At 73.7% G+C, this 25,506-nt stretch carries 22 protein-coding genes; 10 read left to right on the forward strand and 12 right to left on the reverse strand.

What is annotated here, in order from left to right; translation table 11 throughout:
- Positions 1-33: 33 nt before the first annotated feature.
- On the forward strand, positions 34-912 hold the full coding sequence (locus tag QRY02_RS08795; RefSeq protein ID WP_285990997.1) for an expansin EXLX1 family cellulose-binding protein: 879 nt from the start codon (positions 34-36) through the stop codon (positions 910-912).
- A 49-nt stretch (positions 913-961) separates the two neighbouring features.
- On the opposite strand, the gene QRY02_RS08800 is transcribed toward QRY02_RS08795, so the two are convergent.
- On the reverse strand, positions 962-1,450 hold the full coding sequence (locus QRY02_RS08800; protein WP_285990998.1) for a MarR family winged helix-turn-helix transcriptional regulator: 489 nt from the start codon (positions 1,448-1,450) through the stop codon (positions 962-964).
- A 108-nt stretch (positions 1,451-1,558) separates the two neighbouring features.
- On the opposite strand from QRY02_RS08800, the gene QRY02_RS08805 reads away from it, so the two are divergent.
- Complete coding sequence (locus QRY02_RS08805; protein ID WP_285990999.1) at positions 1,559-2,740, forward strand: FAD-dependent monooxygenase; 1,182 nt, start codon at positions 1,559-1,561, stop codon at positions 2,738-2,740.
- 11 nt (positions 2,741-2,751) lie between these two features.
- Here QRY02_RS08805 and QRY02_RS08810 read toward each other — a convergent pair whose 3' ends face one another.
- Positions 2,752-3,039 carry a hypothetical protein gene (locus QRY02_RS08810; RefSeq protein WP_285991000.1) on the reverse strand — a complete coding sequence of 96 codons (288 nt, stop codon included), beginning with the start codon at positions 3,037-3,039 and terminating at the stop codon, positions 2,752-2,754.
- A gap of 151 nt (positions 3,040-3,190) precedes the next feature.
- Positions 3,191-3,388 carry a hypothetical protein gene (locus QRY02_RS08815; protein WP_285991001.1) on the reverse strand — a complete coding sequence of 66 codons (198 nt, stop codon included), beginning with the start codon at positions 3,386-3,388 and terminating at the stop codon, positions 3,191-3,193.
- 203 nt (positions 3,389-3,591) lie between these two features.
- On the opposite strand from QRY02_RS08815, the gene QRY02_RS08820 reads away from it, so the two are divergent.
- The 8 genes from QRY02_RS08820 (at position 3,592) to QRY02_RS08855 (ending at position 12,478) form a co-directional block, all read left to right on the forward strand.
- A complete protein-coding gene (locus QRY02_RS08820) occupies positions 3,592-4,764 on the forward strand; it encodes an ROK family transcriptional regulator (RefSeq protein WP_387049079.1) in 1,173 nt (390 codons plus the stop codon).
- A gap of 223 nt (positions 4,765-4,987) precedes the next feature.
- Entirely contained in the window at positions 4,988-6,175 is a 1,188-nt protein-coding gene (locus QRY02_RS08825) for an ROK family protein (RefSeq protein ID WP_285991003.1), read from the forward strand.
- A 73-nt stretch (positions 6,176-6,248) separates the two neighbouring features.
- Positions 6,249-7,745, forward strand: a complete 1,497-nt coding sequence (locus tag QRY02_RS08830; RefSeq protein ID WP_285991004.1) for a sugar ABC transporter ATP-binding protein — start codon at positions 6,249-6,251, stop codon at positions 7,743-7,745.
- Positions 7,742-8,743 (forward strand): ABC transporter permease, encoded by a 1,002-nt coding sequence (locus QRY02_RS08835; RefSeq protein WP_285991005.1) that lies wholly within the window; start codon positions 7,742-7,744, stop codon positions 8,741-8,743. Before QRY02_RS08830 ends, QRY02_RS08835 begins: the two co-directional genes overlap by 4 nt.
- A 22-nt stretch (positions 8,744-8,765) precedes the next feature.
- Positions 8,766-9,821 (forward strand): substrate-binding domain-containing protein, encoded by a 1,056-nt coding sequence (locus tag QRY02_RS08840; RefSeq protein ID WP_285991006.1) that lies wholly within the window; start codon positions 8,766-8,768, stop codon positions 9,819-9,821.
- A 30-nt stretch (positions 9,822-9,851) separates the two neighbouring features.
- Entirely contained in the window at positions 9,852-11,000 is a 1,149-nt protein-coding gene (locus tag QRY02_RS08845) for a Gfo/Idh/MocA family protein (RefSeq protein WP_285991007.1), read from the forward strand.
- A complete protein-coding gene (locus QRY02_RS08850) occupies positions 10,997-12,001 on the forward strand; it encodes a sugar phosphate isomerase/epimerase family protein (protein ID WP_285991008.1) in 1,005 nt (334 codons plus the stop codon). The genes QRY02_RS08845 and QRY02_RS08850 overlap by 4 nt, the downstream gene beginning before the upstream one ends.
- 117 nt (positions 12,002-12,118) lie before the next feature.
- Positions 12,119-12,478, forward strand: coding sequence for a hypothetical protein (locus tag QRY02_RS08855; protein WP_285991009.1), 360 nt, complete (start codon positions 12,119-12,121; stop codon positions 12,476-12,478).
- A 614-nt stretch (positions 12,479-13,092) separates the two neighbouring features.
- On the opposite strand, the gene QRY02_RS08860 is transcribed toward QRY02_RS08855, so the two are convergent.
- The 9 genes from QRY02_RS08860 to QRY02_RS08900 all read right to left on the reverse strand — a co-directional run bounded on the left by QRY02_RS08860 (position 13,093) and on the right by QRY02_RS08900 (position 25,183).
- On the reverse strand, positions 13,093-16,029 hold the full coding sequence (locus tag QRY02_RS08860; protein WP_285991010.1) for a helix-turn-helix transcriptional regulator: 2,937 nt from the start codon (positions 16,027-16,029) through the stop codon (positions 13,093-13,095).
- 111 nt (positions 16,030-16,140) lie between these two features.
- Positions 16,141-16,347 (reverse strand): hypothetical protein, encoded by a 207-nt coding sequence (locus QRY02_RS08865; RefSeq protein ID WP_285991011.1) that lies wholly within the window; start codon positions 16,345-16,347, stop codon positions 16,141-16,143.
- Positions 16,348-16,378: 31 nt separating this feature from the next.
- Positions 16,379-19,246: a type 2 lanthipeptide synthetase LanM family protein gene (locus QRY02_RS08870; RefSeq protein WP_285991012.1), complete on the reverse strand. Its 2,868-nt coding sequence runs from the start codon at positions 19,244-19,246 to the stop codon at positions 16,379-16,381.
- 84 nt (positions 19,247-19,330) lie between these two features.
- Positions 19,331-20,035: a 4'-phosphopantetheinyl transferase family protein gene (locus tag QRY02_RS08875; protein WP_285991013.1), complete on the reverse strand. Its 705-nt coding sequence runs from the start codon at positions 20,033-20,035 to the stop codon at positions 19,331-19,333.
- Positions 20,032-23,202, reverse strand: a complete 3,171-nt coding sequence (locus QRY02_RS08880; RefSeq protein WP_285991014.1) for a S41 family peptidase — start codon at positions 23,200-23,202, stop codon at positions 20,032-20,034. Before QRY02_RS08880 ends, QRY02_RS08875 begins: the two co-directional genes overlap by 4 nt.
- The gene (locus QRY02_RS08885; RefSeq protein ID WP_285991015.1) at positions 23,199-23,780 is read right to left on the reverse strand and encodes a GNAT family N-acetyltransferase; all 582 of its coding nucleotides are present in this window, start codon (positions 23,778-23,780) and stop codon (positions 23,199-23,201) included. Before QRY02_RS08885 ends, QRY02_RS08880 begins: the two co-directional genes overlap by 4 nt.
- A complete protein-coding gene (locus QRY02_RS08890; protein ID WP_285991016.1) occupies positions 23,768-24,205 on the reverse strand; it encodes a hypothetical protein in 438 nt (145 codons plus the stop codon). The genes QRY02_RS08885 and QRY02_RS08890 overlap by 13 nt, the downstream gene beginning before the upstream one ends.
- Positions 24,198-24,653: a GNAT family N-acetyltransferase gene (locus tag QRY02_RS08895; protein WP_285991017.1), complete on the reverse strand. Its 456-nt coding sequence runs from the start codon at positions 24,651-24,653 to the stop codon at positions 24,198-24,200. The genes QRY02_RS08890 and QRY02_RS08895 overlap by 8 nt, the downstream gene beginning before the upstream one ends.
- Positions 24,650-25,183 (reverse strand): hypothetical protein, encoded by a 534-nt coding sequence (locus QRY02_RS08900; protein WP_285991018.1) that lies wholly within the window; start codon positions 25,181-25,183, stop codon positions 24,650-24,652. Before QRY02_RS08900 ends, QRY02_RS08895 begins: the two co-directional genes overlap by 4 nt.
- Between the last annotated feature and the right edge of the window lie 323 nt (positions 25,184-25,506).

The following is a 25,506-nucleotide window of genomic DNA, read 5'->3' on the forward strand; positions in this document are numbered from 1 at the left end:
CCAACTAGCCGGCACGCGGTCGCAGGAGGTGCGGTGCCCAAACGCACGGTGATCGTGTCGGTGGTGGCGTTGCTCGTGGTGGCAGCGGCTGTGGTCGCCGTGGTCGCGACCCGGGCGGGCGGCACGGTCCCCGCCGAAGCCGCGAACCGATCGGACGCCGCTCCCGCGATCGGCACAGCCGTCACCGCCCCGCCCGTGAGCACGCCACCAGCTTCGCCGTCGACCACGACGACCACCCCCGCGTCCTCCAGCGTCGCGGCGACGACGTCGTCCGCGGCCGCGTCGGGTGACGCGCCGCTCGCCGGGCGGATCAAGCCGGGGGCGAGCCACTCCGGCGTGGCCACCTTCTACGACACGGACGGCACCGGCGCGTGCGGGTACGACGCGAGCCAGGACCCGTTGAACGCGGCGATGAACGTCGCCGACTTCGAGGGTTCCCAGGCGTGCGGGGCCTATGTCGAAGTCCGGGCGGCCGGTGGCGCGAGCGTGACGGTGCGGATCACCAACCTGTGCCCGGCGCCGTGCCGGGTCGGGCAGCTGGATCTGAACCCGAAGGCGTTCGACCGCCTCGGGGCCCGCAACCGCGGGGAAATCCCGATCACCTGGAAGCTGGTGAGCCAGCCGTCGGCGAAGCAGATTTCGCTTCGCTACAAGGACGGATCGTCCCAGTACTGGTGCGGGATCCAGGTGATCGACCACCGCAATCCGGTGGCCCGGCTGGAAGTCCGCGCCGGCGGCAGCTGGAAACGGCTCCAGCGCACCGACTACAACTACTTCCTGTCGGAGAACGGCGCCGGCTGCGGCGGGGCGGTCGCGGTCACCGACATCTACGGCGAGCGGCTGGTCATCGACCCCCTGCCGGTCAAGGCCGGCGTCAGCCAGCCGGCGAACCGGCAGTTCGCCCAGCACTGAGCACACCGCGGTCGGGACGGCGTCAGGCGGCCCGGGGGACCGCCGGCCGTCAGTCCTCTTCGCCGATCGCCGACAGGAAGGCCGCGAGGTCGTCGGTGAACCGCAGGAGCAGGTCGTAGAAGGTGCGGCGGTCCTCCGGCGCCCAGGCGGCGAGCGCGTCGTCGAACCAGCCGAGCAGGGTGGTGACGTATCGGCCGGCCAGTTCGGCGCCGTCGGGGGTCAGCTCGACCAGCCGGGCGCGCCGGTCGTCGGGGTCGGTCAGGCCGCGCACGAGCCGGCGTCGTTCGAGGACGTGCAGGTGTCGTGTGACGTGCGGGCCGGCGACCTGCATCCGGTCGGCGATCTCCCCGACGCGCATCGCCTTCCCGGTCAGGTGCAGGGCGAGGATGATCGACAGCCCGGGCCGGTCGAGGTCGGCCCCGATCCGCTTCATCGCCCGCTCGCCGAGGCCGCTGCGGTTCATCAGGGTGCCCAGCTGCAGGATCCGGGGCAGCACGGCGCGCAGGTCGGACCCGTCGCCGGCTTCTGTGTCGGCCATCACACCTCTTAGGTAGCTAACTTAGGTATACAGTTGGTCGTGCCGGGAGTGATCAGGGGCATTCTCGCACCTCAAATATAGATACCTAACTTAGCTATTGGAGCTGTCATGAAGCGCGTTTTGATTTCGGGGGCCAGCATCGCCGGGCCGGCACTGGCCTTCTGGCTGCAGCGGGCCGGATTCGCGGTCACCCTCGTGGAAAAGGCGCCCGAACTCCGGGTCGGCGGCTATCCCATCGACGTCCGCGGCACGGCTTTGGACGCCGTCGAGCGGATGGGGATCCTGCCCCGCCTGCGGGACCTGCACATCTCGACCCGGCGGCTGACCTTCCTCGACGCCGACGGCGGCGAAATCGTGGCCCTGGCCCCGGACGCCGTCATCGGCGGTATCGAAGGCGAAGACCTCGAGATCCGCCGGGGCGACCTGATCCGGACGCTGTACGACCTGGTGCGCGACGACGCCGAGGTCCGGTTCGGCGACACCGTCGAAACCCTCGCCGACCACGCCGACGGCGTCGACGTCACCTTCCGCAGCGGCCACCGGGACACCTACGACCTGGTGATCGGGGCCGACGGCCTGCACTCCCGGACCCGGGAGCTCGTCTTCGGCGACGAGGCACCGTTCCACCACTACCTCGGCTACAGCTTCGCCGGGTTCACCATGCCCAACGACTTCGGGCTCTTCCGCGAAGGGCTCGCGTGGAGCACGCCCGGCAAGGGCGCGGCGCTGTACGCGGTCCTCGACAGCGAGGAGGTCCACGGCTTCCTGGTCTTCGCCCGGGCGGAGCCGCCGCTGGCGGCGTTCCGCGACCCCGAAGCCCAGCGCGACCTCATCGCCCGCACTTTTGCCGGCGACGGCTGGGAAATCCCGCGCATGGTCGCGGCGATGCGCGAAGCCGGTGACCTGTTCTTCGACGTGATCAGCCAGATCCGCATGCCGCGCTGGTCGGCCGGCCGCGTCGTGCTCGCCGGCGACGCCGCCCACGCGCCGTCATTCCTGACCGGGCAGGGCACCAGCCTCGCCCTCGTGGGCGCGTACCTGCTCGGCCACGCCCTGGCGACCATCCCGGACCACACGGCGGCCTTCGCCGCCTACGAGAACCGGTTGCGGGGTTTCGTCGAAGCCAACCAGGCCCTGGTGGGCGAAGGCCAGGCGACGCTCTTCCCGACCACGGCGGAAGCCCTCGATCGCCGCAACGCCGCGCTCCGGCAGCTGACCACGGCGCCGCGCACGCCCCGGCCGGAGCACTCGGCGCTGACCCTGCCGGACTTCCCCGTGCCGGTGCGGTGAGGCGTCCGGCGTCAGACCCGGATCGCCAGCCAGACGGCCGCCGCCAGGGGCAGGACGGCCACGGCGAACGCGAACAGGAAGTGACTCACGGCGACGGTCGTCACGGCGAGGGCGCGGCCGGTCGACAGCCGGTCGGCCCGCTCCGCGAGCACCACGGCGAGCAGCAGCGCGGGGATGACCTGGGCCGTGGTGGCCCAGAACTCAGTCGTGATCGGCACCCGGGCAAGGATGCCGAACCCGCCCGCCGGCGGCCCGGCCGGCTCGCCTGCGGGGGTGCGGGTGCCGGTCGTGATCGGCACCCGCACCCCGCACCTGAATCCGCATCCGGACCGCACCTGCACAGCGCGCCCGCTTGCCGGTCACCTGTGCGGCGCCGAGGTGCACCGGCTGGTGCGCGGCGGTCGTGGTCGGCGCCCGCACCGGCCACCGTGCGGCCCCGTGCCGGCAGCGTCAGCCGGCCGGGATGAGGAGGACCGGGAAGTTCCGGTCGACGACACACAAGCCCGTCGTGGCGAACATCTCGAGCGAGCTGCCGACGCACCTGCCCGCCGGCCCGCTCTCGGACTGGGCCGAGGCGGTTCCCGCCGAGCCGATGAGAACTCCGGTCGTCAACGCCAACGCACCCAGCGCGGCCGTGATCCGTCGCATGGCGATCCTCCTGTCGTAGAGCCGGTTCGCGATGGCGGGAGGCTGCCCCGGAACCGGGGCGGACGAACGGGTTCGCGGCGCATGGCACCGGCTCGGGTGACCCCCACACGGACCTCACCGGTCACCGACGTCGGCCGGCGTGACGCCGGTTCCGACGCAGTAGGCTGAGGCGAATGAGCACGGTATCCACCCCGGAGCAGTCGATGGTCGAAACCCGGCACCAGACCCGGTTGCTGACTCTGCTCCGGGACGACGGCCCGATGTCGCGGGTCGAGCTGGGGGAGCGGCTCGAGCTGCCGCGGGCCCGGGTCGGCGCCGAGGTGGCCCGGCTCGCCGAAGTCGGGCTCGTCGAGGCCGCGGGACCGTCGGCCAGCCGGGGCGGGCGGCGGTCGACGCTGGTCCGGCTGGCCGGCGAGCTGCGGGTGCTCGCGGTGGACGTCGGCGCGACGTCGGTCGGGGTGGCGGTCACCGACGCTTCGTGCGAGGTGCTCGCGCACACCGTCGAGGACGGCGATGTGCGGCAGGGGCCGCACCCGGTGCTGCGGCGGGTGGCCGAGCTCGCGGCGAAGGTCCGCGACGAGGCACCCGGCCGGCTGATCGCGGCCGGCGTCGGGCTGCCGGGCCCGGTCAGCTTCGCCGAGGGGATGGCCGTCGCGCCGCCGATCATGCCCGGCTGGGACCGGTTCAACGTGCGCGACCACCTGGGCGGGCTCTGGGGCTGCCCGGTCGCGGTGGACAACGACGTCAACGCGATGGCGCTCGGCGAGCGGCACGCCGGCGTCGCGCGCTCGACCGACGACCTGATGTTCGTCAAGATCGGCACCGGGATCGGCTGCGGGATCGTGCTCGGCGGCAAGGTCTACCGCGGGGTCGCCGGGACGGCGGGCGACATCGGGCACATCCGGCTCGACGACTTCGGCCCGACCTGCGCGTGCGGGGAGGTCGGCTGCCTGGAAGCCTACTTCGGCGGGGCCGCGCTGGCCCGCGACGGGCTGGCCCTGGCCCGCAGCGGCCGTTCGGCGCACCTGGCCGAGGCGGCCGCCGGAGGCGGGGCGGTCACCGCCCGCGACGTCGGCCGGGCCGCCGCGGCGGGCGACGCCGGCGCGGTCAACCTCATCCGCGACGGCGGCCGGCGGCTCGGCCAGGTCATCGCCTCGCTGGTCTGCTTCATCAACCCGGGCATGGTGGTGATCGGCGGCGGGGTGGCCCAGCTCGGGCACCAGCTGCTCGCCGAGGTCCGCAGCGCGGTGTACCGCCGCTCCCTGCCGCTGGCCACCGGAAACCTCCCGATCGTGCTGTCCGAGCTGGGTGAGACGGCGGGCGTGATCGGGGCCGCGTGGTCGGCCACGGACCGGGCTTTCACGCTCAGCAGCTGAGCAGGTCACTTACTCCGCGTTGCTGAACGCGTCCACTGTGTAACGTCGAAACGCTGCAGACTTTCGTATTCAGTGATCAAAAGTCTGTCCGGTTGCGCACGTCTATCCGGGTGAAAACCCGACTTAACGTACCGGTATCACCTTGACGAGTGATGCGAGTCACCCTACTTTCGCTGCCTGAGCGCCAAAGTGCGTTCAGTAGTCAGCGCAAGATGGGGGCACCGTGGCCGTCACCGAAACGAGGCGAGCCGGCTCGGCGAGCCCACGTACGGCGAACCTGGCCGCGGTCCTGCGGGCGCTGCGCACCGGCCCGCTCTCGCGCACGCAGCTGGCGGCCCGCTGCGGGCTCGCGAAGTCCGCGGTGCCCGGCCTGCTCACCGAACTCGCCGGACGCGGCCTGGTCCGGCCAGCCGGGGTGCTCCCCGGCAACGGGCGGCCGAGCCGGCTGGTCGAACTGCACGGCGAAGACGCGTACGCGCTGGCGCTGGGCATCGAAGCCGGCGGGTTGTCGGCGCTGGTCACCGACCTGTCCGGCCGGGTGCTGGCCGAGCGGGCGCAGATCGTCGACGTCGCCGCGCTCGGGCTGCCCGCCGGGATGGACGAACTCGCCCGCCTGGCCCGCGCAGTGCTGCCCGGTCCACCGGTCGGAGTCGCGATTTCGGTGCCCGGGCTGGTCGATCCGGCCGCCGCCGTGCTGCGGTTCGCCCCGGTGCTGCGCTGGCGGGACGCGGAGATCGCCGGCCTCATGGCGGCCCGGCTGGGCGTTCCAGCCGCCGCCATCGCCGTGGACAACGACGCCAACCTCGGTGCGCTCGCCGAGTCGGCCGAGGGCACCGGGACGGAGCTTTTCTACCTCGGCGGCGGACCGGCTGTCGGTGGCGGGTTCGTCTCCGGCGGCACGATCCTGCGCGGCGCGCGCGGCTTCGCCGGCGAGGTCGGCCACATCGCCGTCGACCCGTCCGGCGAGCGGTGTTCCTGCGGCCGGACGGGCTGCCTGGAGACCAAGGCGAACCTGGCCGCGCTCCTGCGCGCGGCCGCGGCCCCGGGTGACCCGCTGCACGATCCGGCCCCGGGTGTCGAAGGCCGCGTCGCCCTCCTCAAGGACCGCATCCGGCTCGGCGACCAGCGTGCGGTGACGGCGGTCCACGAACTCGGCGTCGCGCTCGGCATCGCCCTGTCCACTGTGGTCGACGTGCTCGACCCGGACGTCGTCGTGCTCGGCGGCTACTTCGCGGAACTGGGCGAGTGGCTGGTCGAACCGGTGCGCGTCGAGCTCGCCGCCCGGCCGCTCGGCCAGGCCCGGGTGGTGGCCTCCGGGCTCGGCCTGCGTGCTCCGCTGCGGGGCGCCGCGCACCTGGCGGCCGAGCGGCTGTTCGCCGACCCGACGCTTGCCGAGGAGGCGACGGTATGAGCGAGCTTGCGAGCGGATCATTCAACACTGCGCTTCCGGCTCAGGCGGCACCGAGCGCCGGCGAGGTGTGCGCATGAGCCTGCTTTCCGTCCGCGGGATCGTGAAGAGCTTCCCCGGGGTGCGCGCCCTCGACGGCGTCGACCTCGACGTCGAACCCGGCGAGGTGCACTGCCTGCTCGGCCAGAACGGCGCGGGGAAGTCGACGCTGATCAAGGTCCTCTCCGGCGCGCACCGGCCGGACTCCGGGGAGCTCACCTGGGCCGGCGAGCGCGTCGAACTCGGTTCGCCGGTCGACGCCCTGCGCCTGGGCATCGCCACCATGTACCAGGAACTCGACCTGGTGCCCGGGCTTTCGGTGGCGGACAACATCTTCCTCGGCCACGAACGCGCCCGCTTCGGGTTCACCCGGATCTCCCAGGCCCGTGCCGAGGCCGCCCGCCTGATGGCCCGGCTCGGGCACCCGGACATCCGGCCGTCGACCGAGGTCGGCAAGCTCTCCGCCGCCGGGCAGCAGCTGGTGTCGATGGCCCGCGCGCTGGCCCACGACGCCCGGCTGCTCGTGATGGACGAACCCACCGCCGCGCTGGCCGGCGAGGAGGTCGACAACCTCTTCCGCATCGTCGGCGAGCTGACCGCCGACGGCGTCGCGGTCGTCTACATCTCGCACCGGCTCGAGGAGCTGCGCCGGATCGGGCACCGGGTGACCGTGCTCAAGGACGGCCGGACCGTCGGCACCGGCCTCGACGCGGCCTCGACGCCGACCGCCGACCTGGTCGCGCTGATGGCCGGGCGCAAGGTGGAGACGGTCTTCGGGCCGCGCCACGACGGTCACGCCCGGCCGGTGACCGCGCTCGAAGTCGAGCACCTCTCGCGGCCGGGCGAGTTCGAGGACGTGAGCTTCACCGTCCACGCCGGCGAGGTCGTCGGCATCGCCGGCCTGGTCGGCTCCGGCCGCAGCGAACTGCTCGAGACGATCTTCGGCGCGCGCAAGGCCGGCCGCGGAACCGTGACGGTGCACGGAAAACCGCTCGGGCCCGGCGTCCGGGCGGCCGTCAAGGCGGGCGTCGGCCTCGCACCCGAGGAACGCAAGAGCCAGGGCCTGCTGCTGGACCTGCCGGTGGTGCACAACGTGACCCTGGCCAGCCTCGGCCGCTACGCGAAGTTCGGCTTCACCGAGCGCGGCAGGGAACTGGACGACGCCGGGGCCGGCCTGCGCCGCCTCGACCTGCGGCCCGCCGACCCGCGGCGGATCGTCCGCACGCTGTCCGGCGGCAACCAGCAGAAGGCGGTGCTCGCGCGGTGGCTGGTCCGCGGGTGCCGGGTGCTGCTGCTCGACGAGCCGACGCGCGGGGTCGACGTCGGCGCCCGCGCCGAGCTGTACCGGCTGATCGACGAGCTGGCCGCGACCGGTGTCGCGATCGTGCTGGTGTCCAGCGAGATCCCCGAGGTGCTCGGGCTGTCCGACCGGGTGCTGGTGCTGCGCGAGGGCCGTGTCCTCGCCGACCGATCCTCCGCCGGGCTGACCGAGGCCGAGGTGCTCGACGTGATTCTCGAGGGGAGCGCGGCATGACCGAAACCCAAGCACCGCCCCAGGAAGCGCTGCCCGCCGAGCGGAAGCGGCGGTTCTCCTTCCCCGCCGACCCGCGGCTGCTCGGCTTGGCCGGCGTGCTCGTCGTGCTGTGCCTGGTCGGCCAGTTCACCCGGCCCGAGCTGTTCTTCACCGAAAGCAACATCTCGACCATCCTGCGGCTGGCCGCGGCCATCGGCGTGGTCAGCGTCGGGATGACGTTCGTGATCATCAGCGGCGGCATCGACCTGTCGGTCGGCTCGATGGTCGGCCTCGCCGGCGTCTGGCTCACGACGCTGGCGACGCAGTCGTACGGACCGTGGGTGATGGTCCTCTGTGGACTGGCCGTCGGTCTCGGCTGCGGGCTGGTCAACGGCGTCCTCGTCGCCTACGGCAAGGTCGTGCCGTTCATCGCCACCCTGGCGATGTACGTCTCCGCACGCGGGCTCGCCGAGCGGATCAGCGGCCGCCGCACCCAGGTCGTCGCCGACCAGGACTTCCTCGCCTTCTTCCGCGGCGGCTTCCTCGGCATCCCGACGCTGATCTGGCTGTTCGCGCTCGTGTTCGCGGTCGGCTGGGTCGTGCTCAACCGCACCACCTTCGGCCGCCGCACCTACGCGGTCGGCGGCAACGCCGAGGCGTCGCGGCTGGCCGGGATCAACGTCAAGCGCCACCTCGCGCTCGTCTACGGCGTGGCCGGGCTGTGCTGCGGGATCGCCGCGCTGATGGTCGTCGCGCGGACGACGGCGGGCGCATCGACCAACGGCATGTTCTACGAGCTCGACGCGATCGCGGCGGTGGTCATCGGCGGCACGCTGCTGACCGGCGGCCGCGGCTCGCTCATCGGCACCCTCGTCGGCGTGCTGATCTTCACGGTCCTGTCGAACATCTTCACGCTGAACAACCTGGACACCGACATCCAGAACATCGCCAAGGGCGTGATCATCGTGCTCGCCGTGCTCTTGCAGTTCCGGGCCAGGAAAGCCAGGACCGGTAGTTAGTTCACCACCGTTGGAGGCCGCCATGACCGAACACCCCTTCCTCGGCCGCCGGGGATTCCTGCTGGGCGGGGCCGCCGTCGGCGCCGGCGCGCTGCTCGCCGGCTGCACGGGCAACACGCCGGCGAACTCGGAATCGAACGCACCGGTCGCCAACGCGGGCAACAACGCCCAGCCGGGCAAGCCGATCACCATCGGCTTTTCCGCGCCGGCCGCCGACCACGGCTGGATCGCGGCGATCACCAAGAACGCCAAGGCCCAGGCGCAGAAGTTCAGCGAGGTGAAGTTCAACGCGACCGAGGGCACCAACGACGTCAACCAGCAGATCTCCCAGGTGGAGACGCTGATCAACGCGAAGGTCGACGTGCTGGTGATCCTGCCCTTCGACGGCAAGGCGCTCACCGCGGTCGGCCAGCAGGCGATGGACGCCGGCATCCCGGTGATCAACCTCGACCGCGTCTTCGACACACCGCTGGCCTATAGAACGTGGATCGGCGGCGACAACTACCGGATGGGTGTCAACGCGGGCAACTACATCGCCGCGGAGCTCAAGAAGAAGAACGTGGCCAACCCGATCATCGGCGAGGTCGCCGGGATCGACTCGCTGCCACTCACCCAGGAACGCAGCAAGGGCTTCAAGGACGCGCTGGGCCGCGCCGGGTTCAGCGTGGGCCCGCGGGTGTCGGCCCAGTTCACCTCGGAGTCGGGGGAGCAGCAGACGGCGAACCTGCTCCAGGGCGCGCCCAAACTGGACGCGCTGTGGAACCACGACGACGACCAGGGCATCGGCGTCAACGCGGCGATCGACACCGCGGGCCGCAAGGAGTTCATCATGGTCGGCGGCGCCGGCTCGAAGAACATGATGAACCTGATCAAGGCCGACTCGTCGCCGATCAAGGCGACCGTGCTCTACAGCCCGTCGATGGCCTCCACCGCGGTCGCGCTCGCCCGGCTGCTCGGGCAGGGCAAGGGGATCGGCGATCTCGCCGAGCACGACGTCCCGGCCGAGATCACCACGTATTCGGCGGTCGTCACCAAGGAGAACGTCGACCAGTACCTCGACGTCGGCTTCGATTCCTGACAGGACTTTCCGGCAAGAAGAAGGAGGGGTATGAGCCCGGCACGGGAAACGATCGGGATCGGCATGGTGGGCCACGCGTTCATGGGTGCGGTGCATTCGCACGCGTGGCGCAGCGTGCACCGGTTCTTCGACCCACCGCTGGTGCCGCGGCTCGCCGTGCTCGGCGGCCGCGACGAGACCCGGGCCAAGGCGGCTGCGGAAAAGTTCGGCTGGGAGGACGTCGAGACCGACTGGCGGAAGCTGGTCGCCCGGGACGACGTCGGCCTGGTCGACGTCTGCACGCCGGGGGACAGCCACGCGGAGATCGCGATCGCCGCGCTGGCGGCCGGGAAGCACGTGCTGTGCGAGAAACCCCTGGCCAACTCGGTGGCGGAGGCCGAAGCGATGGCCGAGGCGGCGCGGCGGGCCCGGGAACGCGGGGTGCGGGCCATGGTCGCGTTCAACTACCGCCGGGTGCCCGCGCTCGCCCACGCCCGGAAGCTGGTGGCGAGCGGCGCACTCGGGGAGATCCGGCACGTGCGGGCGGTGTACCTGCAGGACTGGCTGTCCGACCCGGAAGCGCCGATGACCTGGCGGCTGCGTCGCGAATCCGCCGGGTCGGGCGCGCTGGGCGACCTGGGCGCGCACATCGTCGACGCCGCCCAGTTCGTCACCGGGGAGGTGATCACCGGCGTCTCGGCGCTGACGAACACCTTCGTCAAGCAGCGGCCGGCCGAGAGCGGCGGCGGGACGGACGAGGTGACCGTCGACGACACCGCGTTGTTCTTGGCACGGCTTTCCGGGGGAGCCGTGGCGAGTTTCGAAGCGACCCGGTTCGCGCTGGGCCGCAAGAACGCGATGCGGCTGGAGGTCAACGGGGCGAAGGCGAGCCTGGCGTTCGACTTCGAGGCGATGAACGAACTCCAGTGGTACGAGGGCACCGGCACCGAAGCCGGGTTCCGCCGCATCCTCGTCACCGAGCCGCAGCACCCGTACGTCGGCGCGTGGTGGCCGCCGGGCCACCTCCTCGGCTACGAGCACACGTTCACCCACGAGGTCGCCGACCTCCTGGACGCCATCGGCGCGGGCACCGACCCCGCGCCGGGCTTCGACGACGGCTTGCGCGTCCAGCGGGTGCTCGACGCGGTCGAAAAGAGCGCGGCCGCACAAGCGCATTGGACATCGGTGGAGGAGAAATGAGCCGTCCCGTCACGTTGTTCACCGGCCAGTGGGCCGATCTGCCGTTCACCGAGGTCTGCAAGCTGGCCGCCGAGTGGGGCTACGACGGGCTGGAGATCGCCTGCTCGGGCGACCACTTCGAGGTGGACCGGGCACTGTCCGAAGAGGACTACGTGCCGGGGCGGCTGCGGCTGCTCGCCGAGCACGGCCTCAAGGTGTGGGCGATTTCGAACCACCTCGTCGGCCAAGCCGTCTGCGACGATCCGATCGACCACCGGCACCAGGCCATCCTGCCGTCGCGCATCTGGGGCGACGGCGAACCGGAGGGCGTCCGGCAGCGCGCGGCGGCCGAAATGGCCGACACCGCGCGGGCGGCCGCGAAGCTCGGCGTGGACACGGTGATCGGGTTCACCGGGTCGAAGACCTGGAAGTACGTGGCGATGTTCCCACCGGTTTCGCGCGACGACATCGAGGACGGTTACGCGGACTTCGCCCGCCGGTGGCACCCGATCCTCGACGTCTTCGACGAGGTGGGCGTCCGGTTCGCGCACGAGGTCCACCCCTCGGAGATCGCGTACGACTACTGGACGACCAAGCGCGCGCTGGAAGCCGTCGGCCACCGGCCGGCGTTCGGGCTCAACTGGGACCCGTCGCACTTCGTGTGGCAGGACCTCGACCCGGTCGGGTTCATCCTCGACTTCGCCGACCGGATCTACCACGTCGACTGCAAGGACACCCGCAAGCGCTTCGACGGCCGCAACGGCCGGCTCGGCTCGCACCTGGCCTGGGCCGATCCGCGGCGCGGCTGGGACTTCGTGTCCGTCGGCCACGGGGACGTCCCCTGGGAGGACTGCTTCCGGGCGCTGAACTCGATCGGCTACTCGGGCCCGATCTCGGTGGAGTGGGAGGACGCCGGAATGGACCGGCTCCGCGGCGCGGCCGAGGCGGTGAAGTACCTGCGCGAGCACCTGTTCGACCAGCCGTCGGCGGCTTTCGACGCGGCTTTCAGCAACCAGAGGTGAGGGAGTTCCCTGTGCGGTGCGCTGTCCGAGACAGCCACCTGCGCCGGCCGGCGGTTTGGCACCGGCGGACGGGGGTAAGCGGAGGTCCTCAGCCGCGCCGACGGAAAAGAGTGACCGATGCCCGCGTTGACCCGCGTTCTCGGAGCGGTGACCGCCGCCTACAGCGCCACGATCATCGCCGCGCCGCGCGTGCTGGCGAAACCGTGCGGCTTGACGACTCCGGCCGGCGACGTCACCGCGGGCGTCCGCACCCTGATCGCCGGCATCGGCGCCCGCGACGCGGCCATCGGCCTGGCCATGCTGCTGGCGCCGGCGGGCAAGCCCCTCCAGGTCGCGCTCGCCGCCCGGGTGGCTTCGGACGCGGCGGACGCGGTGGTGTTCGGCACCACCTTGCCGGACCGGTCGGCGCGCACGAAGGTGGCGGCGTTCGCGGCCACGTGGGCGGCGTTGTGTGCGGTGTCGGCTTTGGTCCGGTGAGGGGTTTCGTCGCGCCTGTGCCACTGCGGACGCGACCGGCGGTCCAGCCGTGCGGACACCGGGGGGTTGCGCGCGGCGTCCGCACGGCGCCGGTTCCCTTCGCCGGTGCGGCCTGATTTCGGGGTGAGGACTCGTGGTGCCGGACGGTCTTTCACCCGCCGGACCGGTCGGCGCGCACGAAGGTGGCGGCGTTCGCGGCCACGTGGGCGGCGTTGTGTGCGGTGTCGGCTTTGGTCCGGTGAGGGGTTTCGTCGCGCCTGTGCCACTGCGGACGCGACCGGCGGTCCAGCCGTGCGGACACCGGGGGGTTGCGCGCGGCGTCCGCACGGCGCCGGTTCCCTTCGCCGGTGCGGCCTGATTTCGGGGTGAGGACTCGTGGTGCCGGACGGTCTTTCACCCGCCGGACCGGTCGGCGCGCACGAAGGTGGCGGCGTTCGCGGCCACGTGGGCGGCGTTGTGTGCGGTGTCGGCTTTGGTCCGGTGACGGGTTTGGCCGCGCCCGCGCCACTGCGGACGCGACCGGCGCCGCCACCGGCCCGGTCCGGACCATGAGTCCACAATGGAACCGAGCACCTTTACCTCGGCACATCGCCGACGTGGGAACGGCGTAGCCGTCAGACCTCCGAGGCCGACGAGTGCTCCGCCGCGAACCGGGCCAGTTCGGTGCGGTCGCGGACCGATGTCTTCATCAGCAGGGCCGCCACGTGCTTCTCCACCGTGCGGGGGGAAATGTGCAGGCGGGCCGCCAGCGCCTTGTTGCTGAGCCGGAACGCCAGCAGCTCGAAGACCTCGTACTCGCGCAGGGTGACGCCGATCGCGCGCAGGCTTTCGGGGACCCGCTCGGTTCCCGTGCGGCGCTGCTGCACCGAGGCCCCGGCCCGGCGCAGCAGGGCGCGGCACGCGCTGGCCACCGGGATCACGTCCGCGCCGTGGAAGTGGCTTTCGGCTTCGCGCAGCCATTCCGCGGGCTCGCCCCAGCCGTCGTCGACGGCGGGCTCCGCGGTCAGGCGCAAGCCCAGCGGGCGGGCGACGCCGAACGGTGCGGCCGCCCGTGCCGCGCGCCGCATCGCCGCGGTGGCGGCCTCGTGCGCGCTCTCGCGGCCGTGCAGCACCGCCTCGGCCAGCAGCACGAACTGGCGGTTCCAGCGCATCCCGCCGGCGGCCCCGGCGGCGATGCGGCGGTGGTCGTCCCAGGTCGCGTCGCCGGCGATGACGTCGAGCAGCAGCTTCAGGCCGTGGGTGCCGGCGAGGTGGAACGTGCTCTGCTGCCGCGCCTGGTCGGCGGCGAGGGTGTCCAGCTCGGCGCGCGCGGTCTCGCGGTCCTCCTCCAGCAGCGAGCAGAAGACCTGGGCCAGGCCGCGCGCGAGGGGTGCCTCGGGACCGGCGTCGCCGCCGCCGCGGCGGAAGTCGCCGAGCGCGGCTTCCATCGCCCGGCGGTCGCCGCGGTGTCCCGCCAGCACCGCCCGCGCCATCTGCACGTACCGGCTGACGGCGTACAACTTGATCCGCGACGCCTCCGCGTAGCAGGCGTCGAGCCGCGGCCCGGCCTCGGCGAACCGGCCGCACAGCACGGCGTGCAGGCCCAGCACGGCGTCCGCGTTGTAGGCCAGGCTGATCCCGCCGGTGCGCAACGCCTCGCCGCGCGCGGTTTCCAGCCCGGACGGGTCCGCCTCGGCCAGCCAGGCGTTGCCGCCGAGGCCGACCAGCGCGTAGTTGCGCCAGTTCGTCAGCCGGTGCTCGGCGGCGTTGTCGAGCATCTGCCGGAAGCACTCGTCGGACTCGGCCATGTCCCGCTCGCGCACCACGAACCCGACCGCGTAGAGCGCCTGGCACGCCGTCGACGGCAAGCCGATCCGTTCGGCCCCGGCGACCGCGCGGCGGCCCAGCTCTTCGCTGCGGCGCACCCGATCGGGGGCCGGTCCGGACATCGACAGGTACGCGTCCACGGCGTCCACCGCCACGGACTCCTCGTCCAGCCCCGCCGCGGGCAGCAGCGCCCGGGCCGCGGCGACCTGCTCGAAGCCCTCCGCCCAGCGGCCGGCGACCTGCGCCGCCCACGCCAGGCGGACGTGGACGCGGATCTGGCGCGCGGGATCGCGGCCGTCGGCGGGCCGCAGGGAGCGCGCGACCTTCACCGCGCGTTCGAACTGCCCGGCCTCCGCCAGCGCGAACAGGAGCAGCTCCAGCAGGTCCCGGTACCGGCCGGACTGGTCGCCACCGCGGTCGGCGTCGTCGCCGAGCAGGTTGACGGCGTGCTCCAGCACGGCGATCGCCGACCCCGGCGCGCCCTCGCCGAGCGCGCGCTGGGCGGCCTCGCGGTACAGGTCGGCGGCGGCCCAGCGGTCCCCGGCCCCCAGCCGCAGCGACGCGGCCAGGCTGCACAGCTCACCCGGCAGGTCGGGGTGCAGCTCCACCACGGCGTCGGCCGCCTTCGCCGACAACGCCACGCGTTCGGCGGGGTTGAGCAGGGTCAGCAGCGCTTCGGCGGTGAGCGGGTGGCGGAAGGCGTACCAGTCTTCGCCGCGCTCGTCGGCGGTGAGCAGCTGGGCGGCGACGGCGGACTGCAGGTGGCCGAACAGGCTGTGGTCGTCCAGCTCGCTCACCCGCTGCACCACCGACAGCGGGAACCGGCGGCCGAGCACCGCGGCAATGGCCAGCAGCTGCTTGCCGCGTTCGCCGAGGCGGTCGGCGCGGCGGGTGATGATCGTGACGAGCGTCGAGGGCACGGCGCTGCGGCCGTGGCCGGTGAACCGCCAGCCCGCCGCGCCGTTCACCAGCTCGCCCGCCGCCACCATGCTGTGCAGCAGCTCCTCGACGACCAGGGGGTTGCCCGCGCTGTCGGCGAACAGGCGCTCGGCCACGTCGGCGGACACCTGGCCGGGTTCGGCGCCGAGCGAGGACGCCACCACGTCCCGGACGTCGGCCGGCCCGAGGCTGTCCAGCGGCATGAGGAAGCCCTCGCCGCGCCGGGTGACGGCGTGGGCCGCTTCCAGCGCGGGCGAGGGTTCGGCACGCAGGGTGGCCAGCACGACCACCGGCTGCGTGCGGATGTTGGCGGCCAGGTACTCCACCACGGCGAGGGTTTCCACGTCGGCGTCCTGGAGGTCGTCGACGACGAACAGGCAGCCGCGGCCCGCCCCGGCCAGCCCGGTGAGCCGCAGCGTCGCCTCGGCGAGCACCACCAGCGAGGAGTCGCCCGCGGTGTCGGCGCCGGCCGCCCAGTCCGGGATCAGCCTGCCCAGCACCGACCGGTACGGCCCGAGCTGTTCGACCAGCTCGCGGCCGCCGGTGCGGGCGAGGGACAGCAGTGCTTCGGTGAGGGCCCGGAACGGCACGGCGGGTCCGGTGGTGCTGCCGCGTCCCCGCAGCACCACCAGTCCCGCGTCCAGGGCGCGGCCGACCGCCTCGGCGGCGAGCCGGGTCTTGCCGATGCCGGGTTCCCCCGTGACGAACACGGCCGATCCCGAAGAGCGGCGAGCGTCGTGCAACACCCGCCCGATCTCTTCGATCTCCGTTCCTCGGCCGACGAGAGCGGGGGCACGGGTGCGCATGCGCCAACCTTAGAGACCGGACTCACGAATTCGGTGGTCTTTCGGTGGAGATTCCACTGTTCGGACGGCAGGATTGGGGTTGTTGTCACGCTTTGTGCCGTCGCGAGCACGTCACGCGTGCGTGTAGTTGCTGACGACGGTGCTGATGTCCATCGTGACCACCGCGGCACCGGCCACGCCGAGGGTCAGCCCGGCCAGGATCCCCGCGCGGACACCGATCTTCGGTTTGGCACCAGGCGTGGCGTCGCCGAGCGGGCTGTCCGCCTCCGCACCGGCGGGCGTCGCGTCGAATTCGCCGGCGTTGGTGTCGTTGCGCATCTTCACTCCTGTGATGAGGTGTGTTTCGGCGTTATTTCCGGAGCTGTCCCGAAGGCTCCAACAGGAGAACCGACGGAACCTGTTCGGCAAAACCGACCCGCAACAACCCGAAACCGATACCCCCGGTTCCGGTCAGCAGGCCCGGGCTCGCTACTCCGTGCGGCGTACCGCACTGGAGCCCGTGTCCTTCGATGGCGCCCACGAGGCGCGAGGTCGCCCTCCGCAACGCGGAGACCGACGGTTCGTGGCCCTGCCCGGCCAGCACCACGAGTGCTTCGAGGGTGCCGAGTTCGCCGTGGCAAAGCGATTGGTCGGTCGACGGCGGCCGGGCGGCCACCGCGGCCGAGAACGCGTCCGCCGTCCGCGCGGCGGTGCCGGGCCGCGGCCCGGCGGACCCCGGCGCGGCGGCCGCGGCGAGGACCCGGCCGGCCACGCCCGAGCACCAGCCCAGGTCGCCGGCCAGGGGTTCCGCCGTGGTCCGGCCGCCCCGGCCGAGCGCCCAGTCGACGCCCGCCGCGCCCCACAGGAAGCCGGGGGCGGCGGGTCGCGGGGCACCGGCCAGCCGCCGGGAGAGCGTCGCGGCCAGCGCGGCCGCTTCGGGCAGCCCGCTTTCCGCGTGCACGGCGTGCATCGCCGCCAGGGCGCCCGCGGTGCCTTCGCCGACACCCGCGGGCGCGGCCACGTCCGCGGCGGCGGTCGCGGAGATCGCGGCGGGCAGGCAGGCGGCGAGGGCGCTGTCCCCGAGGAGGGAGGCCAGCCGCGCCAGTGCGTAACAGATCCCGCCGAGGCCGAAGAAACCGCCGGACCCGACTTCGCGCGCCAGCTCGGGGTGCTCGGCGAGGACCTCGACCAGCACCGGCAGCGTGCGCACGGCCTTCGCGGCCAGCTCGGAGTACCGGGCGGTGCCGGTCAGCCGGCCCAGCTGGGCCAGGAACAGTGCCGTGCCGCAGTAGCCCTCGGCGAGCCCCGCGCCCATCGGCAGCACCAGCCAGTGCCGTCCGTCCAGGAGTTCCAGGCCGACCCAGTTGGCCCGCCCGTCGTCGTGGGCGGCGCGGGCGACGAGGTCGTCGCCGATCGCCGACGCCAGCGCGAGCAGGTGCTGGCTGTCGGGCACGACGGCGGCGACCGCACCGGGCAGCGGCGCACCCGGGCCGTGGCGGACCTCGGGGCGGCGGGTGGCGAGCGTGGCCTCCACGAACCACTCCTGCTCGCGCAGATCCTCGGCGCACAGCTGCGCGATCTTCGCGCGGGCCTGGTCGAGACCACTCGCGGCGAGCAGGCCGGGCAGGACGACGCCGGTGCCGGTGGTCACGTTCACCGACCCCGCGGCGGCGGTGAACACCGGCACGTCACCGTCGCACAGCTCGGCGATCTCGTGGGGCACCAGGACGGGCAGGTGGGCTTTCCCGTGATCGTCGGCGAGCGAGGCGAACGCCTCGGGCCGGGCGGTGCCCGCGGCGAGGTGCGCCGGGTGCGTCGAGTCGCTCAGCAGCGTGGCGTAGACCTGCGTCGGCCGCATCACCAGGCGGATCTCCTCGCCCGCGAAGACGTCCAGCGCGCCGCCGAGCAGCTCGGCGCGGCGGTCGACCAGGGACTCGTAGGCGGCGCGGAAGCCGCTCAGCAGGCTTTGCCGGTACATCCCGGCGTCGACCTCGGCCCCGCCGAGCACCGGGCGGTTCGCGCCGCCGGCGTAGGGGCGGGGCCCGCGGGCCAGGCGCATGTCGTCGGTCCCGGCGCCGGTCCAGTGCGGCACCTGCCCGGGGCTCTGCTCGCCGTTGCCGCCGCCGAAGGCCGACACGTCGAGCGCGCCGTGCTCGCCGAGCATCAGCGTGGGCAGCAGGGCGGTGCGCGCCACCGAGCGGTGCAGCGCGGCGGCGGCCGGGTCGGGCCCGTTGCGGGTCAGCGTGGCGAACGCGGGGTGGAACAGGGTCTCGACGTCCACCAGCATCGGCTGGTCGCCGCACGCGATGAGGTTCTCGCAGTGCATGTCGGTGGCGTCGAGGGCGTAGAGGAGGGCCAGCAGCGCACCCTGGCGGCGGTAGAACAGCTCGACGCCGGCCTGGTCGGCGCACGGCCGCGCGGGCACGTACTCGGCCCAGCCGTAGCCGTCGCGGGCCAGCACGCCCACCGGGCGCGGCGCGAGCCCGGGCCGTTCCTCGGCGAACCACCGCAGCAGCCCGCCCCACCGGGCGAGCAGCCCGAGCGGACGGGGCTTGTAGACGAGCCGCCGTCCGTCGGCGAACCCGAGCACGGCCACCGCGCGGCCGCCGGAGTGCACGTCACCCGCGCCGAGGGTCAGCTCGCTCAGCTCGGCCGCGCTGCCCGCCAGCAATCCGGCGCGCAGGGCGGCGCGGTCCGCGGCGAACCGCGTGAGCAGCTCGGCGACGGCGTCGGCGGTGCGCAGGCAGGTCTGGGCGAGCAGCCGGGCCAGCACGGGGTGGCGGCCCAGCACGTCGGCGAGGAACCCGCGGCTGCCGAGCAGGCGCAGGAAGTCGACGAAGCGGTCGCGTCCGGTGGCGCCGCGCAGCAGGCCGGCCTTCTTCGCCGAGTGCAGTTCGAGCACGAAGGTGCGGGCCGCGAGCGCGGTGAGCTGCCCGCAGAGCCAGGTCTCGACACCGGGCCACACGCGTTCCGCGGCCGGCTCACGCTCGAGCAGCAGCTCCCGGGCGGCGCCGGCGAAAGGCAGCACGGCGTGCCGGAAAACGTGATCGCCCTCGGCGTCGACGGGGGCGGGCCAGTCGCCATCGGCGGGCAGCGAAGCCAGGACGTCGTCCGCGAGCAGCGCCCAGGCGGGCCGGCCGGCACCGGGCTCGCCCGCCTCGCCGGGGAGGCGAGCGGCGGTCCACCAGGCCGGTGCCTCGGGGGAGGCCTGCTCGGGGCGCTCTACTGTCTGGCTCACGCCGAAGAGATTCGCACTCCGGGAGATGCGCGTACATGGGTACTCGCTACCCAGATTGGGTTCTCCGCGCCGGGTGGGGATGGGCTAGGACCTCCCCGCGGTCATCGGTGCGTCGAGCAAGGCCAGGTCACGGCGGTGCACGGCCCGCACCGGCACGGTCGTGGCCAGCGCCGCGACGTGGCCGCCGGGAACGGCGAGGGAGCGCAGGTGCACGGGTTCACTCGGCCAGCCCGGTACGTCCGAACGGGCGAGCCGCCCGCGGACGTCCACCCGGGCCGGGGCCGCCGCCAACCCCAGTCCGGCCAGCTTCATCGCCGCCTCCTTGCGGGTCCACGCCGTCAGCAGCCGGCCGGTCCGTTCCGCCGGAGCCGCCGCCGAAAACTCCCGGTGCTCCGCCGCCGACAAGACCACCCCGGCCAGCCCGGCGGCGTCGGCCGCCGCGGCCGGGTCCTCGATGTCCGCTCCGATCAGCCCCGTCTCCGCCACCGCCAGCAGCAGCCAGTGCCCGGTGTGCGACACCGAAAACCCGGGCGCCCCGGCCAGCCGGGGCCGGCCGTGGGCGGGGTCGCCGCAATGCGCGCACGAGCGGTCGATCACCACTTCCCGCGGCGGGACGCCGACCGCGGAAGCGCCCCAAAGACGTTGCAGCGCCCGGGAAGCCGTGAACACGTCCCCCGCCGGAGTCGCGGCCAGCCGGGCGGCGCGGGCGCGTTCGGCGTCGTCGAGCAGCCCGAGCCACTCCGGCCGGGGCCGGACCGGCACCAGCCAGACGTCGACGTGGCCGGTCACGGTGCCTGCGGCAGCAGCAGGGCCGCCCGCGGGGCGGGCAGCTCCTCCGACGGCGAGCCCAGCTCCGCCAGCAGGTGCGCGACGGCCGCGGCGAGCTGGTCGTCTTCCCCCGGCAGGAGCCGGTCCGGTGCCGGCACCACCGCCAGGTCGGGCTCCACGCCGTGGTTCTCCAGCGAAGCACCCACGTCGCCGAACCGGTAGCGGAACTCCGGCTGGGTCGTGACCGTGCCGTCCACCAGCCGGTGCCGCGGCCAGGTCGCGATCACCCCGCCCCAGCTGCGCCGGCCGATCAGCGGGCCCAGCCCGAGCGCGCGGAAGACGTGCGCGAAGATCTCGCCGTCGGACCCGGTGTGCTCGTTGAGCAGCGTCGCCATCGGGCCGCGCGGCGACTCCGTGGGGTACGGCGCCATTCCGCTCCACCGGCCGTGCTCGGTGCCGGTGCGGCGGCGGGCGAGCCGGTCGAGCAGCAGCGGTGACACGTGCCCACCCGTGTTGAACCGGACGTCCACGATCAGGCCGTCGCGGTCGAGCTCGGTGAGGAACCCGCGGACGAAGTCGGCGTACCCGGCCCGCGTCATGTCGGGCACGTGCAGGTACCCCAGCCGGCCGCCCGACACCGTGCGCACGTACGCGCGGTTGCCCTCGGTCCAGTCCAGGTACCGCGCCCGCGCCTCGCTCGCGCACGCCCGCACGACCACGCGGTGCTCGGCCGCGCCCGCCCGCCGCACGGTCAGCTCCACCTCCCGGTCGGCCTGCCCGACCAGGAGCTCACCGGGGCCGGCCGCGCCGACGCGCCGCCCGTTGACCGCGACGACGGCGTCGCCCGCGCGGATGTCCGCGCCGAGCCGGGCGCACGGCGAACCGGCCTTGGGGTTCCACGGGTCGCCGCGCAGGATCCGCGCGATCCGCCACTGCGAGCCGTCGGGCGGGGTGTCCCAGTCGACGCCGAGGAAGCCCTGCGCTTCGTCCGGTCCGGCGCGGTACTCGCCGCCGCGCTCGAACGCGTGCGACGTGCCGAGCTCGCCGTGCAGCTCCCAGATCAGGTCCGACAGCTCCGCACGGCACGAAACCAGCTCCGCGAGCGGCGCGTACCGGTCGTAGACGGCGTCCCAGTCGAGGCCGGACATCCGCGCGTCCCAATAGCCTTCGCGCTGCAGCCGCCACGCCTCGCGGAACATCTGCCGCCACTCCGCCGACGGGTCGAACGGGACCTTGACGCGCCCGAGGTCGACCCAGCCGGTGGCCGGGCCCGGCTCCTCGCCATCGGGCGGGTCGCCGGCGACGTCGGCGCGCAGCACCCGCAGCCGGCTGTCGGTGCGGTGCAGCACCACGTCACCCCGGACGTCCAGCTCGTCGACCGCACCGAGGCAGCCGGCGGTGACCCGGCCCGTGCCGAGGTCCACCAGCGAAACCGTGCCCTCGGCGCCGGCGTCCGGGTGCGCCGGATCGGGCGCGGCGAGCGGGACCGAGAGCAGCAGCACCCGGCCGGGCAGCGCCGCGACGTCGCTGTAGCGGCCTTCCGGCACGGGGAAGGCCGCGACGCGCCGCGAAATGCCGTCGAGGTCGACCGTCACCCGGCCGTCGCCGCGCGGGGCGGGCAGCGGCTTCCCGGGCACGGCGGCCCGCGTCTCGAACGGCGACTCCTCGCCCGCCCGCAGCGTGATCAAGTACGGCCGCGAACCGAACGGGAACCCGACGTCGAACTGCACCTGGTCCAGCTCCGGCGTGAGGTCGCGCTGACCGAGGAAGTAGAGGTAGCGCCCGGACGGGTCGAACGCCGGGCGCGCGTCCCGCACCACCGGCTCGGTGATCCGGTGGGTCCGCCCGGACGCGGTGTCGGCGAGCTTGATCGACGACGTGCGCGGCGACTCCGGGAACGTGTAGGCCAGCCACCGGCCGTCGGGTGACCACGCGAGGTCCTCGATGCGCTCGTGCCGGCTCGCGTCGAGCAGCCGGGGCCGGGGGAGCACGTCGGCGGTGTCCACGATCCACACGCGCTGGCGGCTGGTCGCGAAGGCGACGAGCCCCGACGCGGGGGAGGCGGTCAGCTCGGTGATGTGCCCGACGCCACCGGCGACGAGCACCGAAGTGTCCTCGCCGCCCTCGGCGTCCATCAGCACGATCCGCTCGTCCGGGCTCTCGTCGGCGGCGACGGCGACCAGCTGCCGCCCGCCGGCCAGCCAGCGCAGCAGCCGGTAGCGCACGCCGTCGGCGCTGCCGTGGCCGCGGACCGGCCCGGACCAGTGCTCGAAGGTGAACGCCTTGCCGCGGGCGGTCACCGCGAGCCGGGTGCCGTCGGGGCTGAGCCGCGCGCCGTCGAGGTACTCGCCCGCGGGGGCGAACCGGCGGCCGCGCTGCGGTGCCGCGCCGCCGAGGTCCACCGCCACCGGCCGGGCGCCGCGGGCGTCGAGCAGGTGCAGCCGAGCGCCCGCGGTGTAGACGAGCCGGGTGCCGTCGGTGGTGAGCCCGCGTGCGTAGTGGTCGTGGTGGTCGGTGTGGCAGCGCAGGTCGGTGCCGTCGGGCAGGCACGAGTAGACGTTGCCGATGCCTTCGTGGTCGCTGATGAAGTGGACGCGGCCGCCGGCCCAGCACGGGTCGGCGACGTTCCCGGGCAGCGCGACGAGCCGCGTGAACGGCCCGGCCTCGCTTCCGGCGTACCAGAGCTCACCCGTGCCGCCGCCCCGGTAACGCTTCCAGCGCGCGGGATCCGCGGTGTTGCGGCCGACGACGACACCGTCCTCGCCGAAGGCGATCGTGTCGGCCGGGCCGAGCCGCAGCGGCCGCGCGGGACCGCCGGCCGGCGCCACCGAGAACAGGCGCGCGCCGAAGCCGGACGGTTGCTCGGCGTCGGTCGCGTAGAGCACCTCGCCGGTCTGCGGGTGCCAGCCGACGGTGACGCAGCGGCCGGCCTGGTGGGTCAGCCGCCGGGGCGGGCCGCCTTCGGCCGGCATGACGTACACCTCGGCGGGGCCGTCGTAGGTGCCGACGAACGCGATTTCCGTGCCGTCCGGGGAGATCCGCGGCCGCCGGGCTTCGCCGGGGCCCGCGGTGAGGCGGTGCGCCCGGCCGCCGTCGGCGGGCACGGACCACAAGTCGTCTTCGCACGCGAAGTACAGGGTGCCACCGGAGATCGCGGGCGTCCGCAGGTATCCGGCCCGCCCGGTCACGACCGGGCCTCGATGCGCTCGCGGATCCGCTCGGCCAGCTCCCGCCGGCGTTCCTCGGCGGAGGCCCGGTGCTTCCGGATGTCCTCATCGGACAGTGTCCAGTAGCACGCCGTCCGCCATTCGCCGACGGTGTAGGAATCCCGCTCGCACCGGACCTGGTGCTGGGCTTCGAGCGCCTCGGCGGACAGGAACATGGTGTTGTGCGTGAGGACCTGGTTGACGATCACGCGCATGTTGAGCTCGTCGCGCAGGTGCTTGTGCACCGCGTAGACGGCGAACGCGCCGAGCCCGCGGTCGCGCGGCAGCACGCCGAAGGACAGCTCGCAGCGCTGGGCGCGCCAGTCGATCGAGGTGATCCACGCGAACCCCATCACGCGGCCGTGCGGGCCGCACACGGTGAAGATCCGCTTGGTGCGCTGCTCTTCGGTGATGGTGCGGTGCTGGCGGGCCGCCAGGCCGTCGTCGTCCGAGCCGACGGCGAAGTCGGTGAGGTTGGCCGTGAAGCGCGCCTCGCGCAGCAGTTCCGTGCGCAGCGGGACGTCCTCTTCGGTGAAGTGCCGGACGGTCACGATCGGCATGGCTCCTCCTTCACCAGGACCAGCACGTCGTGGAACGCGTGGCCGGCGTAGTGGTGGCCGGGCAGCACGCCGCTGCGGGCGAACCCGGCCCCGAGGAAGGCGGCGGCACCGTTCTCGGGCACCAGCGCGACGAACGACGTCCGCCGCTGGTAGGTGGTGAGGTGGCCGAGCAGCGCGCGCACCGGCTCGGGGCCGGCGGACGTGCTCGAAACGTACGCCTGGCGCGGCTGCGCCCGGTTCGGCACGCAGCCGACGAGCGCGCCGCCCGCGGCGTACACCTGGGCTTCGCGGCGGGTGAGCTCACGCGCGAGCAGGGCGTCGTTCTGGGTCACCGGGTCGGTGCCGAGGAACCCGCGCGCGGCGTCGCCCGCGCGGCGCAGTCCCCGCGCGGCCTCGGCGGCCGAAAGCGGCTTCAGGTCAGTCATGGCGGATCGTCCCCCAGATCTCCCGTGCGGCGGGTGCGCCGTCGAACCAGGTGGCGGCCGGCACGACCGCCTCGCGCCGGAACCCGGCCGCGGCCAGCGCGGCCGAGCCGGGCCGGGCGGCCGGGGTGACCCAGCCGTGCAGGCGTCGCAGGTTCAGGCCGGTGAACCCGTGCGCGACGGCGGCTTCGAGCAGTTCATCCACATCGGACAGGCTCGGGTGGACACCGATCTCGACGCGGGCCCGCCGGTGCACCCAGTCGATGGCCGTGTACCGGACGAAGGCGCCGTCGGTGACGCACAGCTCGTCGTCGTCGCCGGCGGGCGGGGGGACCTCCGTCGGGTCGGCGAGCGCGGGCCAGTCTTCGAGCGGCAGCCCCAGCAGCTCGCCGGCCGGCCACGGCCCGCTCAGCAGCCCGCGGTCGGTGCCGCGGTATCCGCGCAGTTTCATGATTCCGCCCAAACCTGCGAGAAGAAGACCGTGCCGCGGCGACGGCCTTCGTGGGTGGTCACGCCGGCGAGCGTGCCCTCTTCGGTGAGCCCGGCCGAGCGCGCGAAGGCGAGGCCGGCCGGGTCGAACTCGGGGAACCGGACCGACAGCCGCACCAGCTCGTGGCGCCACCGCAGGGCCCGCACGATCTCGCGGTACGCGGCACGCCACCAGTGTGTGGGGGTGCCCGAGCGCAGGCGCAGGTGCAGGACGTAGTGGCAGCCGTGTTCGCTGCCCTCGTGCTCGAGCGCGTACAGGCCGATGGGCTCGCCGTCGGCGCGGAGCACGCGCGTGTCGTCGCCGAGGAGCCGCCGGATCTCCCACTCGGGGCGCGTGTCGGGCCGCTCGGTGCGGAAGAAGAAACCGGGGTCGGTGAACAGCGCGAGCACTTCCGCCCGGTCGGCGTCCGCGCAGGCGCGGGACGACCAGCGCGGCAGCGCGCGGTCCGCCGGTGCGGCGGCGGGCGGTGCGGCGGGCGCGATCGAGGTCATGGCCCCTCCCGGGCTGGTGGGCTGGCGGAGGTGGTGGTGGCGCGGGACCCGGTGGGCGTGGCCCGGTCGCCGCGGCCGGGAGCCGCGGGAACGGCACCGCCCGGCGTGTGCCGGCGGCGGTGCCGCGCCCGCGGTGGCTCCGCGTGATCGGCGGGACGGCGGCGCGGGTGCGCCGCCCTCCCGCCGCGAGGTCAGGCCTCCTTGGACGCGACCTTCGAGGCTTCCTTGGACGCCTCCTTGGAGGCCTCCTTGCTGGCGACCTTCGACGCGACCTTGCTGGCGACCTTCGAGGCTTCCTTCGACATGGGTGCTCCTCATTCCAT

The sequence above is a fragment of the Amycolatopsis sp. DG1A-15b genome, from assembly GCF_030285645.1.
Taxonomy (GTDB): Bacteria; Actinomycetota; Actinomycetes; order Mycobacteriales; family Pseudonocardiaceae; genus Amycolatopsis.